We start from the raw sequence: 14,161 nt of genomic DNA on the forward strand, positions 1-14,161 counted from the left end.
ACATGATGGCAAATACACTATACAAGCTGGGTGCGGCGCTGGGCCTGGTCCTGGCGTTGTCCGCCTGCGCGCACCAGGGTACCGCGGCATTAGATGAGGTCGGTGCACCGCAAGTGCCCGCGACCCTGTCCGTGGAAGAAGCGGACGCCAAGCTGAAGCGGTCGGCCAGCGAGCGCGAGGCGGCGGAAAACGAGTTTGCCGCGCGCGAACTCGAGTGCTACGACAAGTTTTTCGTGAATAACTGCCTCGACAAGGCCAAGGAAAAGCGCCGCCTGATCCTCGTGCGCCTGCGCGCCGTCGACGCGGAAGCGAATTACTTCAAGCGGGCCGAATCCGTGCGTTTGCGCGATATCGACCTGGCCAGGACGCAGGAAAGTGCGCGCCTCGACGCCGAGCAGCGGGCCGCGGCCGTGCCCAAGCCCGTGAAGGTGGTCACGCCCGAGTCGGCGCCGCCCAAGCCGCAAGGCAAGAGCCTTGCCGAACGCGAGGCCGAGCAAGCGGCGAAGGTGGCGAAACAGGCTGCCGACGATGCGGCCGAAGCGCCGCGCCGCGCGGCCCGTGAAGCCGCCTATGCGAAAAAACAGGCGGAAGCCGTGGAGCGCCAGAAACGGGTGGCGCAACGCCTGGCCGAGCGCCAGGCCGAAGCGCAGGCCAAGGCTGCCAAGGCGGCGGCCGCCGCCAGCACGCCAGCCGTTGCTGTGCCTGTGCCGCCGGCCAAGTAAGACTGCCGTGCAAGGGTACGCCGGAAATGGCGTGCCCTAAGGCGCGCGGCAGGTTAAACTACGCACCATGGCTGCCTGCGCGCGCCGGTTTCCCCACATTGTTAGTAACACTGCCTGGAACGCAACACATGAGCGATGCACAGCAAATAGAGCGGCGCCTGATTGAACTCAACGTGGAACACCGGGACCTCGATGCCGTCATCGAGTTGCTGATACTCGATGGCCACCATGACGAGCTGCAGCTGCGCCGCCTGAAAAAGCGCAAATTGCAATTGAAGGATCACATCACCTTGCTGAAAATGCAGTTGGTGCCCGACGTTCCCGCCTGAGGGGCGCCAGTAGCGTCCAGTCCAGCCTTCACCTAAGTATATTTTGACCGATCACAATTTATTGCCAGTAAGCCCAGATGGCCAGCCGGCCGATCCGCAAGCCAGTCTGCCAGCCGAACCGCAGGCGGCGCCTGGCAAGCATGATGCCGACATCGAGCGCCTGTTTGGCGCCGGCGGCCCGCTCGGTCCGGCCGTGGGCAGCTACAAGCCGCGCCGTTCGCAAACGGAAATGGCGAAAGCCATCGCCAGCGCCATCGACAGCCAGACGACCCTGATCGCCGAGGCAGGCACGGGCACCGGCAAGACCTTCGCCTACCTGGTGCCGGCCCTGATGTGGGGCGGCAAGACCATCGTGTCCACGGGCACGAAGAACTTGCAGGATCAATTGTTCCTGCGCGATATCCCCACCGTGCGCGCCGCGCTGCAGGCGCCCGTTTCCGTCGCCTTGCTCAAGGGCCGCTCGAACTACGTCTGCCACTATCACCTGGAACGCACCCTGCAAAACGGGCGCATGACGTCGCGCGACGACGTGGGGCATCTGCGCGAAATCTCGCGCTTCATCAAGATGACCAGTTCCGGCGACAAGGCCGAGCTGGCCAAGGTGCCGGAAAACGCCATGATCTGGAACCTGGTGACGTCCACGCGCGACACCTGCATGGGCGCCGAATGCCAGTATTACCAGGATTGCTTCGTGATGAAGGCCCGCAAGGAAGCACAGCAGGCCGACGTGGTGGTGGTCAACCATCACTTGTTCTTTGCCGACGTGGCCCTGAAGGACACGGGCGTGGCGGAGTTGCTGCCGTCGGCCAATACCATCATCTTCGATGAGGCGCACCAGCTGCCCGATACGGCCACTTTGTTCTTTGGCAATACGGTATCGACGTCGCAAATCCTCGAGTTGTGCCGCGATGTGCTGGCCGAGGGCCTCGCGCACGCGCGCGGCATCGACTGGGCCAAGACCGTCACGGTGGTGGAAAAGGCGGCGCGCGACCTGCGTCTGACCTTCCCGCAGGATATCGTGCGCCTGTCCCTGCCGCAGATCGCCCCGTCGAGCGACTTTTTCCCCGCGCTCGACACCCTCAAGGATGAGCTCGACGGCATGGTGGCCGTGCTGGAAACCCAGGCGGAGCGGGCGGAAACGCTGGAACAGTGCAGGGTGCGCGGCGTCGAGCTGGCGCAGCAGCTGAGCGGCTGGAAGTTCGATCCGAAGGCGAAAGTGGCGGCTGGCGAGGAAGCCGTGTTCTGGGTGGAAGCGTTTTCCAGCTCCCTGCAATTGCATAAAACGCCATTGTCGATCGCGCCTATCTTCAATAACCAGCGCGAAGGCACGCCGCGCAGCTGGATTTTCACGTCGGCTACCCTGGCTGTGAAAAACGACTTCAAGCATTTTTCCGAACAGATGGGCTTGACGGGCGAGCCGTCGCATACGTGGCCGTCGCCGTTCGACTATGGCCAGCAAGGCTTGCTGTTCGTGCCGCAGAATCTGCCGCAACCGAACTCGCTCGGCTACACGGACGCCGTCATCGACTGCGCCTTGCCCATCATCGAGGCGGCGGGCGGGCGCACCTTCTTCCTGTGCACGACCTTGCGCGCCGTCAAGCGCGCCGCCGAGCGCCTGGCCGACGAATTCAGGCAGCGGGGCCTGAACTTCCCCCTGTTCGTCCAGGGAGAAAAGGGCCGCACGGAATTGCTCGACCAGTTCCGCGCGGCCGGCAATGGCGTGCTGATCGGCAGCCAGAGCTTCTGGGAAGGCGTTGACGTGCGCGGCGATGCCTTGTCCCTCGTGATCATCGACAAGCTGCCGTTCGCGCCGCCCGACGACCCCGTGCTGGCCGCGCGCATCGAAGTGATGGAAAAGCAGGGCAAGAACGGTTTCATGCACCACTCGCTGCCGGAAGCCATCATCAACCTGAAGCAGGGCGCGGGCCGGCTGATCCGCGACGAGGGCGACCGGGGCGTACTGATGATTTGCGATCCGCGCCTCATTTCCAAGCCGTATGGCAAGCGCATCTGGCAAAGCCTGCCGCCGTTCAAGCGCACGCGCGATACCGCCGAAGTGGTGGAGTTCTTCCGCAACCTGCCTGCCAAGGGCGCTTAAGCCCCGCTTGCCGGCGCCACCCGCGCGCCGGCTTATTTCCCTTTATTATCAAGCGAGTAGCGATTTTTCGCGCGCTGCTGGCTTGCGCGCTTGTCATGCCAGAAAGCGGCGCGATCACGCCAGTTTCTGGCATTGTGACGCATGTCCAGGACGCCAGACACATCTTTGCGCCAGCGCAAAAAGGTTGTTGCTGAGCGGTCTACAGTGAGCCCATGCCTTACAGGGGCAAGGCGCGGCGATGGCAGGGCCGCACGGGGAACAGGGGGATGCCATGGAGATCCGCTACGGCTGTTTCTTGAGTTATGCACACGGCCAATATGCGTTCATGAACAAGTTCAAAAATGACCTCATCGAGGCGCTGGCGTGCTATCTGGAGCCGCACCTGGACCGCGAGGAGGTCCTGTTCATCGACAGCGAGCAGCTGGGCGGCGGCGACGATATCGACTTGCGCGTGGCGCGCGCCATGTGCCAGAGCGTCTGCATGATCGTGCTGTATACGCCCAAATATGAAGCGCACGGCTATACGCGGCGCGAATTTGCCGCCATGCAGCTGATCGAGCAGGAGCGGCGCGCCTGGTATGAACTGCCCAGCCACCTGATCATTCCCATCATCATGACGCGCCATCCGGACGGCTTGCCGCCGCAAATCACGGAGTCGGGCCTGTACGTCGATTTTTCCGGCTATACGCTGGCCAGCGGCGACCTGAAGTCAAACCCCCAATATCTGCCCGACATCGAACGCATCGTGCAGCGCATCGCCACGCATTACCACTTGCTCAAGCGGTCAACACCGCCCGGCCACGATTGCAGCCGTTTCGTGTTGCCCGATATTCCACCGGAATGGCGTGCCATTCCGCCTCCCCACTTTCCACGTTAATCACGTAAAAGGTCCTGTCATGGAATGCCAACGCCTCTCCCTGCCGCCTTTGAGCGCCCCTGGCGAAGTCGTCACCTTCTATTCCTACAAGGGCGGTACCGGCCGCACCATGGCCCTGTCGAATATCGCCGTCCTGCTGGCGCGCCGTGAAAACGCCAGTGTGCCCGTGCTGATGCTGGACTGGGACATGGAAGCGCCGGGCTTGCACCATTATTTCGAGCAGCACGAGGAGCGGCCGGGCGTGCTCGAGTTCTTCGAAGCGTGCCGCCAGCAGCTCGAACGCATCAGCCTGGAAACGGCGGGCGGGCGCGCCGGCGGACAAGGCACAGGACGCGAAGACGCGGCGCTGGCCCAGCGCGTGCTCGACGCCATCGACTGGCAGCAGTACGTGGTGCGTGTCGATCAGGGCAGTCCGCTGTATCTGATGCGCGCGGGGCGCTTCGATGCCAGCTACAGCGAGCGCCTGGCGCAGATGCGCTGGGATCAATTGTTCGACACGTGCCCGGCCCTGTTCCGCTGCTTCGCCGATACCCTGGCCCAGCATTTTCGCTACGTGCTCGTCGATTCGCGCACGGGCCGCACGGACAGCGCCGGCATCTGCACCACCTTGCTGCCGAAAAAGCTCGTGGTGGTCTTCACGCCGAACCGGCAAAGCCTGGAAGGCGTCGACGCGCTCGTCACGCGAGCCATCGAGTACCGCCGCAGCCATGAAGACGAACAGCGTCCGCTGCTCGTGTATCCCTTGCCCTCGCGCATAGAAATGGGCGATGGCGCGCAGCGCGCCGAGTGGCGTCGCGGCGACGCGCACAAGGGCATCGCCGGCTTCCAGCCCATGTTCGAGCGCCTGCTGCGCACCTCCTATGGCTTGCCGCAGATCGCCCTCGACAGCTATTTCGACGAAGTCCAGCTGCAGCAGACGAAAACCTTTGCCTATGGCGAGCAGCTGGCCGTGCGCATCGACCAGGGCGGCGACCGCTTTTCCCTCACGCGCACCTTCGAAGCCTTTTTGCAGTGGCTGACGGGCGGCTACTTCCCATGGCAGTCGAGCCGTGAAATCGCTTTGCTGGGCGCCATCAGCGAGGCGCGCCAGGCCTTGCTGGCCGAACCGGGCCGCGCCGTGGCCTTGCCGCTGGCGCGCGACCTGGCCCGTTTGGGCGAGCTGTACCGCAAGGATGGGCGCAGCGCGCAGGCGCTCGACGCGTTCCGCCAGAGCGTCGAGATCCGCGTGCGCCTGCTGGGCGAGGAGCATCCCGACAGCCTGGCGTGCAAGAGCGGCATGGCGCGCCTGCTGCGCCAGCTGGGCAAGTTCGATGAAGCCCGCTTCCTGGAAGAAGACGTGCTCGATGTGCGCGAGCGCGTGCTGGGCGGCGAACATCCGGACACCCTGGCCGCCCGGGCCTGCCTGGCGCAAACCCTGTTGCAGCAGGGTGAGCTGGCGGCGGCGCTGCTGCTGCAGGATACGGTGCTGGTCACCTATGCGCGCCAGCTGGGCGGCGAGCATCCGCTGACCCTCGATGCGATGGATGGCCGCGCCGCCACCTTGCTGCGCATGGGCCGGCTGGCACAGGCGCAGCAAGTGCTGGCCACGGTGGTGGCGGCGCGCGAGCGCCTGTTTGGCGCCGAGCACGGCGATACCTTGCGCAGCAAGCTGGCCCTGGCGCAGGCGCTGGGGCGTGAAGGCGACCTGGAAGGCGCGCGGCGCCTGCTCGCCGCCGTGCTGCAGGTGCAAGAGCGGCGCCTGGGCAGCGATCATGCGGCCACCTTGTCCACGCGCGATTTGCTGGCCGATATCGTGGCCGGGCAGGGCGACTGGGCCGGCGCGCGCCAACTGCACGAAGACCAGGTGGCGGTGCGCGAGCGCACGCGCGGGCTCGACCATCCGGAAACCTTGATGAGCCAGCGCAAGCTGGCCGAGGCGCTGCTACGGCGCGGTGAACTCGATGCGGCGCGCAGCGTGCAGGAGCAGGTGCTGGAAGTGCATGCGCGCCTGCTGGGCGAAGACCACCTCGATACCTTGCACAGCAAGACGCAATTGGCCGGCACCTTGCAGCAGCAGGGTGACAGCGAGGCGGCGCGCCTGCTGGAAGATGCCGTGCTCAGCGGCAGCGACCGGCTGTTGAACGCCCCCGTCACGGGGCATGCGGACAGCGTGCTCGACGGCGCGCGGCATTTGCAGGAAACCATCCTGGCTGGCCGCGCCAGCGGCCACGAAGGGGCCGAGCCGGACACCCTGGCCAGCATGATCTCGATGTTGCAAGGCATGATCGAGCGGGAGCAGTATCCGCAGGCGGGCGAACTGGCCGAACATTTGAAGTCCTGCCTGCTGCGCCCGGGCGTGCCGGGCAAGCTGCGCAGGCGCGGCATGGCGCAGCTGAAAAGAATGTACAAGTTGCAAGGCGACCTGAATGCCTTGCTGGCCTTGCAGGAGGATGAAGTGCAGGCGCTGGAAGGGGCGTTGTCGGAAGCGCGCATCGAACAGCGCTGACCTGGCGCCCATCTTCGCGCGGCGGCACAAAAAATGCTGCCTATCGGCGTGCGGCATGCGCAGTGTGGGCATTGCTTCAGGTAAAATCTCGTTATGAGAATTCTTATCAGTAACGACGACGGTTACCTGGCGCCCGGCCTGGAGGCATTGGCCGACGCGCTCGCACCCATTGCCGACATCGTCGTGGTGGCGCCCGACAGCAACCGTTCGGGCGCGTCCAATTCGCTGTCCCTGGACCGGCCTTTGTCCGTGCACAAGGCCGCCAACGGCTTTTATTTTGTCAACGGCACACCCACCGACTGCGTGCACGTGGCGCTGACGGGCATGCTCATCGAGCGCCCCGACCTGGTGGTGTCCGGCATCAACAACGGCCCCAACATGGGCGACGACACCCTGTACTCGGGCACCGTCGCGGCCGCCACGGAAGGCTATCTGTTCGGCATTCCCGCCATCGCCTTTTCCCAGTCGCAGTTTGGCTGGGCCAACCTGGACGCGGCCGCCCGCGTGGCCAGGGAAATCGTCGAACGCCAGTTTGACGCCCTGCAAAAACCGTATCTGCTGAACGTGAACATCCCGGCCATCCCTTACGAGCAATTGCAAGGCGTGGTGGCCACGCGCCTGGGCAAGCGCCATTCGGCCGAGCCCGTCATCCGCGCGCTCGACCCGCGTGGCCGTGAAATCTTCTGGATCGGCCCGGCCGGCGCGGCCAAGGAGGGCGGTCCGGGCACGGACTTCCATGCCGTTGAACATGGACAAGTATCGATCACGCCGCTGCAGATCGATCTGACCCATACCACCCAACTCGATGCACTGGCAAAAGGCCTGGCATGACCGCTCACTATGACTGACAAGCCGCGTACCTTCCCCCTATCCCTCGATTCGCTGGCCGGCAAGCCCGCCAGGCAGGGCGGGGGACAGTCGCTGGCCCAGTCCAGGATCGCCACGCCGCAGACGGCCACGCAGAATGCGGCGCAAAACGCGGCGCGCGGCGTGGTGCAGCCGTATGGCGCGCACGCGGCCATCGCACCGTCGCGTGCGCAAGCGATCGCCAATGAGCGGGCGCAGCCGGCCGTCGTGTCGCCGCCGCGGCAAAACCCGCTCGTCTCGGAGGCCGTGCGCCGGGCCATGGTGGCCCGCGTGGCGAAGCAGGGCGTCAAGGACCAGGTCGTGCTCGACGCGCTGCAAGCCGTGCCGCGCCACATGTTCATGGACGAGGCGCTGGCGTCGCAGGCGTATATCGACGCTTCCTTGCCCATCGGCCACCACCAGACCATTTCGCAGCCGTACATCGTGGCGCGCATGATTGAAGTGATGCGCCAGGGCGGCAAGCTGCAGCGCGTGCTGGAAATCGGCACGGGCTGCGGCTACCAGGCCGCGGTGCTGTCGCTGGTGGCGAAAGAGGTGTATTCGATCGAGCGTATCCGGCCTCTGCATGAGCTGGCGAAGGCCAATTTGCGTCCGCTGCGCGTGTCGAATCTGCGTTTGCAGTACGGAGATGGTATGCTTGGCCTGCCGCAGGCGGCGCCCTTCGACGGGATCATCCTTGCCGCAGCCGGCCTGGAAGTCCCGCAAGCCCTGCTGGAACAGCTGGCGCCCGGCGGGCGTCTGGTTGCGCCGGTGGGGGCTAAATTGCAACACTTACAACTCATTACCCGGGTGGGGAAAATGGAATGGACCAGCCAGACCCTGGAAGATTGCCATTTCGTGCCTTTGCGCCCGGGCACCATATGATCCCCGGATCAGCTAGCAAGCAGGACATACAATTACATGCGAATGATTAAGAAAAGTAACATACTTCTATGTAGCATCACCTTGGCCGCGCTGTTGAGCGGTTGCGGCACGACCGGCGTCCAGGCGCCCGTCGTGGAGCGCCATTCACCGAGCAGCAGCGCCGCCGCCAGCGATCCGCGCGACCGCGACCCGGCCTATTACACGGTCAAGCGTGGCGACACCCTGTTGCGCATCGCCCTCGAGCACGGCCAGAATTACCGCGACCTGGTGACCTGGAACGACTTGAGCAACCCGAACGACATCAAGGTCGACCAGGTGCTGCGCGTGCTGCCGCCGACCGGCGACACGGGCGGCGCGCAAACGTCGGCCATCGTCATGCCGCCGTCGACGGAAATCAAGCCGGCCGCGCCTGTCGTGCCGAAGAAAACGGGCCCGCGCGGCGAGAAGCGCGCCTATTCCGACGCCACCCTGGCCGAGCTGCGCGCCGATGGCGGCACCAGCGACGCCAAGCCTGCGCCAGCGCCGGCGGCAACCGTCGCCACGGCACCTGCCGCCGCCGCGGCAGCCCCTGCCGCATCGGCGCCTGGCGACGACAAGATCAGCTGGATGTGGCCTTCCGAAGGCAAGGTCATCGGCACTTTCGACGAAGGCAAGAACAAGGGCGTTGATATCGCAGGCAAGGCGGGCCAGCAAGTGGTGGCCGCCGGCGCGGGAAAAGTCATGTATGCCGGGAGCGGAATCCGTGGTTATGGTAATCTTGTTATCGTGAAGCACAGTAATAGTTTATTGTCGGCGTATGCGCATAACCGCAGCATCCTGGTGAAGGAAGGGCAGAACGTCAACAAAGGCCAGGCCATCGCTGAAATGGGCGATTCCGATGCCGACCGCGTGAAGCTGCACTTTGAAATCCGACAGCAGGGCAAGCCCGTCGATCCTTCGAAATTCCTGCCTAACCGTTAGGTAAAGCAATGACACACGCGCCGCACGATCAGCTGGACGATGACCCGGAACTGCCGGAAGACGGGGCAGACGAAGTCGTGACGGACGATATCGGCGAGCTCGACGGCATTGACGCCGTCGACGCGGGCGAGGGCGGCGAGGTGGCCAGCGTCAGCGTGGTGGTCGAAAGTGTCGATGAACTGAAAAAAGTGCTGGCGGCCGAGCTGTCGACCGATACCACGCAGCACTATCTGAACCAGATCGGCACGCGGCCCCTGCTGACGGCGCCGCAAGAGGTGCATTACGCCACCCTTGCCAAGCAGGGCAATTTCGAAGCCCGGCAAACCATGATCGAGCACAACCTGCGCCTCGTCGTGTCGATCGCCAAGCATTACATCAACCGCGGCGTGGTCTTGCTCGACATGATCGAGGAGGGCAACATCGGCCTGATGCGGGCCATCGACAAGTTCGAGCCCGAACGCGGTTTCCGTTTCTCTACTTACGCCACCTGGTGGATACGCCAGAGCATCGAGCGCGCCATCATGAACCAGGCGCGCACGGTGCGCCTGCCCGTGCACATGGTGCGCGAACTCAATCAAATCCTGCGCGGCAAATACCACCTGGAAGCCCAGCACCACGACGGCAAGGAGGCCACGGCGGAAGACATCGCCCATCTGGTGGGCCGTCCCGTGGAGGAGGTGCAGGATATCCTGGCCCTGTCCGAGCACGCCACCTCGCTCGACGCACCGCTCGACAACGACCCGCAGTCGTCCTTGATGGACATGCTGCCCGGCGCCAGCGAAGACAGCCCCGACGCGCGCGCCGAACACCATGAAATGACGGTGCTGGTGCGCGACTGGCTGACCAAGCTGCCCGACAAGCAGCGCGTCGTCATCATGCGCCGTTTCGGCCTCGACAACGACGATCCGGCCACGCTGGAAACGCTGGCCGAGGAAATGGGCGTGACGCGCGAGCGCGTACGCCAGATCCAGCAGGAAGCGCTGATTAAACTGAAACGCGCCATGGCGGCACGCGGCGTCGTGCGCGACTCATTATTGTAGGACGCCCGGTCCCGGTATTTCCGGGGCCGCATCTGCTATCATACGCCCCGCTCGCGGCGCCTGACCTTTCCCCCATTCTTTCAAGTTCCAGCGCGGCCCTGCGTCCTGGCCCACTCTTACCTATTGATCGCTATGCAAGAAAATATCATCGAAATCAAATCGCTCGACATGGACGCCCGTGGCGTTGGCCATATTGAGAACGAAGACGGCTCGCCGGGCAAGGTCGTGTTTGTCGAAGGCGCATTGCCGGGCGAGCGCGTCAGCTTTGTGACGTTCAAGAAAAAGAAGAACTGGGAAATGGCCCGCATGACGGCGCTGCACCGCGAATCATCGATGCGCGTGACGCCCAAGTGCAAGCATTTCGACAATTGCGGCGGCTGCTCGATGCAGCACCTGGAACCGTCGGCGCAGGTGGCGATCAAGCAGCGCGTGCTGGAAGACAATCTGTGGCATATCGGCAAGGTGCGTCCGCAAAGCATCATGCGCCCCATGTATGGCCCGACGTGGGGCTACCGCTACCGCGCGCGCCTGTCCGTGCGCCATGTCAAGAAGAAAGACGCCGTGCTGGTGGGCTTCCATGAAAAGAAATCGGCGTTTGTCGCCGACATGGATAGCTGCGAAATCTTGCCGCCGCATATCTCCGCCATGCTGCTGCCCCTGCGTGCGCTGATCGGTTCGCTGTCGATTTTCGACCAGATGCCGCAGATCGAGCTGGCCGTGGGCGAAGACGTCACCGCCATGGTCTTGCGCATCATGGCGCCGTTGACGGCGGATGATGAAACGAAATTGAAGGCCTTTGCCGACGAATACGGCGTGCAATGGTGGCTGCAGGTGAAAGGCCCGGAAACGGCCGTGCCGTTCTATCCGCTCGACAAGCAATTGCACTACCTGCTACCGGAATTCGGCGTCAAGATGCCGTTCAAGCCCGTCGATTTCACGCAGGTGAACCATCACATCAACCGCGTGCTCGTGTCGAAAGCGCTGCGCCTGCTGGAAGTGCAGCCGACGGACCGCGTGGCCGACCTGTTCTGTGGTCTGGGCAATTTCACCTTGCCGCTGGCCACGCAAGGCAGCGCAGTGGTCGGTATCGAAGGCAGCACCGCCCTGACGGAGCGGGCGCTGGAAAACGCGCTGGCCAATGGTCTGGCGGAAAAAACCTCGTTCTCGACGCGCAACCTGTTCGAAGTGACGACGGATGACCTGATTGCGCTGGGCAAGTTCGACCGCATCCTCGTCGACCCGCCGCGCGACGGCGCCATGGCCCTGTGCCAGGCGCTGGTCGGCCTGTCGCAAGTGCGTCCCGATTTGATGCCGAAACGCATCGTGTACGTATCGTGCAGCCCATCGACCCTGGCGCGCGACGCCGGCATCCTGGCGCTGGAAGCGGGCTATGTGCTGAGCAAGGCGGGCGTGGTCAATATGTTCCCGCATACCTCCCACGTGGAATCGATGGCAGTGTTTGACCTAGCGCAATAAACGTTTAAACGCGGCGGGTGGCCAGGCAGGCACCCGCTGCTGCCGCGTTCAGCGGCGCGCCAAGCTGGCGCAATACCACTTACACCGTGTTATAAAACTGGTCTGTCTTTTCCCGATCCAGCGTCTTTTTTCATTCTCCCTCTGCCGTTTTTTGATTGTCCAGTAGGATAACACGCCGTCTGCACCCTCCGCTGCGCTTTCTGTGTGAAGTGGTATTGCTCACTTTGATGCCACTTCAAAACCACTTGACCGCCTATTTTTTCAGCAGCATGCTGTTCTTGCAACTGCAAAAAACAAAATCACAGGGTAGTTATTTGCGAAGCAGAGTGGCATTTCTGCAAACCTGAACAGGAGACAACGTGGAAAATTTAATACTTAAAAAAACAATCAGGAACATGATGGTATGTCTGGCCAGCGGCGGCGTGCTGGCGGCATGCGGTGGCGGCGGCGGTGACGCCGGCGCGCCGGCTGGTTCGCAATTGCTGGCGGCCAGCACGGTCGTCGCTTGCGTGCCATGGCAGGAGGGCGGCACCTACAACGCGGGCACGGTGGTCACGTACCTGGGCGCCAACTACACGGCCCTGGTGACGCAGACCGATCACGTGGGCTCGGGTTGGAATCCCGTTTCCACGCCTAGCCTGTGGAGCGCCGGCGGCACCTGCGACGGCGGCACCACGCCGACCCCGACTCCCACCCCAACGCCGACGCCCACCCCGACACCGGAGCCAACCCCGACCCCAACCCCGACCCCAACACCGACCCCAACACCGACCCCGACGCCGACCCCGACGCCAACCGGCGGCACCTGCGCACTGGCGTGGGCGGCCGGCACGGCTTATAGCGCGGGCGCCACCGTCAGCTATGCGGGCACGAATTACCGCGCCAATTACTGGACGCAGGGCGACAACCCGTCGACCAGCAGCGGCGGCGCCGGCACGGGCAAGCCATGGACCAGCCAGGAGATCTGCAGCACCACGCCGACTCCGACTCCGACGCCTACTCCAACGCCAACACCGACTCCGACGCCTACTCCAACGCCAACACCGACTCCGACGCCTACTCCGACCCCAACGCCAACCCCTACGCCAACGCCAACGCCGACCCCAACGGGCCGTGAAGTCGGCTCCTATTTCGCGCAGTGGGGCGTGTATGGCCGCGACTATGAAGTGGCGAACGTGCACACGAGCGGCGTGGCCGACAAGCTGACCTTCATCAACTACGCCTTCGGCAATATCTACCCGAAAAACGGCGGCTATGAATGCGGCATGATCACCAAGGCCGAGCCGGGCGCGACGAATCCGAATTCGCCGGATGCGGGTACGGGTGGCGATGCCGAGGCCGACTACATCCGCACGCCGAAGCGTACCGTCGATGGCCAGGCGATTCCCTGGGATGCTCCCTTGTCGGGCAACTTCCTGCAGTTGAGAAAACTGAAGGCGGCGCACCCGAACCTGAAGCTGTTCATCTCGCTGGGCGGCTGGAGCTGGTCGAAGAACTTCTCCGTCGGTTCTGCCACCGATGCGCTGCGCAAGCAGATGGTGCGTTCGTGCATCGACATCTACATCAAGGGCAACCTGCCGGTGCAGGGCGGTCGCGGCGGCGTGGGCGCGGCAGCCAACATCTTTGACGGCATCGACATCGACTGGGAATATCCGGTCGGCGGCGGCCAGCCGTACAACACGGTCAGCCCCAACGACAAGCGCAACTTCACCTTGCTGATGGCGGAATTCCGCAGTCAGCTCGATGCGCTGGGCGCGGCCAACGGCAAGCGCTACCTGTTGACGGCGGCTGTCGGCGCCGGCAAGGACAAGATCGACAACACGGAACCGGCCCTGTACTCGCAGTACATGGATTGGATCAACCTGATGACCTACGACTTCCACGGCGGCTGGGAAACGAGCACCAACTTCAATGCCCAGCTGTTTGCCGACCCTGCCGATCCGTCGACGGGCATGGCGCGCGAATACGTGGGCGACAAGGCGGTGCAGTACATGATTGCCGCCGGCGTGCCGCGCGACAAGCTGCTGCTGGGCATACCGTTCTATGGCCGCGGCTGGACGGGCGTGGCGCCAGGACCGAACGGCGATGGCCTGTACCAGGCGGCCACGGGCACGGCGCCGGGCACCTACGAGTCGGGCATCGAGGACTATAAAATCCTCGTCGCCAAGGCCGGCACGCGCTACTACCATCCCGTGACCAAGCAGCTGTACCTGTACACGGGTGCGGGCGGCCAGTGGTGGAGCTATGACGATCCGACCGTCATCGGCACCAAGGTGAAATACGTGAAGGATCAGGGCTTGCGCGGCGCGTTCTCGTGGGAACTCGATGGCGATGCGAATGGCGTGCTGGCGACCGAGGTGTGGAAAGTGCGGTAACACTGGAGTAGAGTAAGACGCGGCCGGGCGGCATTGCTGCCCGGCCGCTTGTTCACATAAAAAACAGG

At 63.9% G+C, this 14,161-nt stretch carries 11 protein-coding genes; all 11 read left to right on the forward strand.

Annotated features, from left to right (window positions below):
• The first annotated feature begins 2 nt into the window (after positions 1-2).
• The 11 genes from ACQ4WO_RS05165 to ACQ4WO_RS05215 all read left to right on the forward strand — a co-directional run bounded on the left by ACQ4WO_RS05165 (position 3) and on the right by ACQ4WO_RS05215 (position 14,093).
• On the forward strand, positions 3-722 hold the full coding sequence (locus ACQ4WO_RS05165) for a hypothetical protein (protein WP_436480479.1): 720 nt from the start codon (positions 3-5) through the stop codon (positions 720-722).
• 128 nt (positions 723-850) lie between these two features.
• On the forward strand, positions 851-1,051 hold the full coding sequence (locus ACQ4WO_RS05170; RefSeq protein WP_034752051.1) for a YdcH family protein: 201 nt from the start codon (positions 851-853) through the stop codon (positions 1,049-1,051).
• Between the two features lie 43 nt (positions 1,052-1,094).
• The gene (gene yoaA, locus ACQ4WO_RS05175) at positions 1,095-3,149 is read left to right on the forward strand and encodes a DNA repair helicase YoaA (protein ID WP_436480480.1); all 2,055 of its coding nucleotides are present in this window, start codon (positions 1,095-1,097) and stop codon (positions 3,147-3,149) included.
• Positions 3,150-3,420: 271 nt separating this feature from the next.
• Positions 3,421-4,026 (forward strand): toll/interleukin-1 receptor domain-containing protein, encoded by a 606-nt coding sequence (locus ACQ4WO_RS05180; protein WP_034752049.1) that lies wholly within the window; start codon positions 3,421-3,423, stop codon positions 4,024-4,026.
• Positions 4,027-4,045: 19 nt separating this feature from the next.
• Positions 4,046-6,511: a tetratricopeptide repeat protein gene (locus ACQ4WO_RS05185; protein WP_436480481.1), complete on the forward strand. Its 2,466-nt coding sequence runs from the start codon at positions 4,046-4,048 to the stop codon at positions 6,509-6,511.
• 93 nt (positions 6,512-6,604) lie between these two features.
• Entirely contained in the window at positions 6,605-7,342 is a 738-nt protein-coding gene (gene surE / locus ACQ4WO_RS05190; protein ID WP_436480482.1) for a 5'/3'-nucleotidase SurE, read from the forward strand.
• Between the two features lie 9 nt (positions 7,343-7,351).
• Positions 7,352-8,242, forward strand: coding sequence for a protein-L-isoaspartate(D-aspartate) O-methyltransferase (locus tag ACQ4WO_RS05195; RefSeq protein ID WP_436480483.1), 891 nt, complete (start codon positions 7,352-7,354; stop codon positions 8,240-8,242).
• 42 nt (positions 8,243-8,284) lie between these two features.
• Positions 8,285-9,202 carry a peptidoglycan DD-metalloendopeptidase family protein gene (locus tag ACQ4WO_RS05200; RefSeq protein ID WP_436480645.1) on the forward strand — a complete coding sequence of 306 codons (918 nt, stop codon included), beginning with the start codon at positions 8,285-8,287 and terminating at the stop codon, positions 9,200-9,202.
• 8 nt (positions 9,203-9,210) lie between these two features.
• Positions 9,211-10,242 carry an RNA polymerase sigma factor RpoS gene (gene rpoS, locus ACQ4WO_RS05205; protein WP_436480484.1) on the forward strand — a complete coding sequence of 344 codons (1,032 nt, stop codon included), beginning with the start codon at positions 9,211-9,213 and terminating at the stop codon, positions 10,240-10,242.
• 132 nt (positions 10,243-10,374) lie between these two features.
• Positions 10,375-11,718 (forward strand): 23S rRNA (uracil(1939)-C(5))-methyltransferase RlmD, encoded by a 1,344-nt coding sequence (rlmD, locus tag ACQ4WO_RS05210; RefSeq protein ID WP_436480485.1) that lies wholly within the window; start codon positions 10,375-10,377, stop codon positions 11,716-11,718.
• Positions 11,719-12,113: 395 nt separating this feature from the next.
• The gene (locus ACQ4WO_RS05215) at positions 12,114-14,093 is read left to right on the forward strand and encodes a glycosyl hydrolase family 18 protein (protein WP_436480486.1); all 1,980 of its coding nucleotides are present in this window, start codon (positions 12,114-12,116) and stop codon (positions 14,091-14,093) included.
• Positions 14,094-14,161: the final 68 nt, after the last annotated feature.

This window comes from Janthinobacterium aestuarii, from assembly GCF_051380835.1.
GTDB lineage: Bacteria > Pseudomonadota > Gammaproteobacteria > Burkholderiales > Burkholderiaceae_D > Janthinobacterium > Janthinobacterium aestuarii.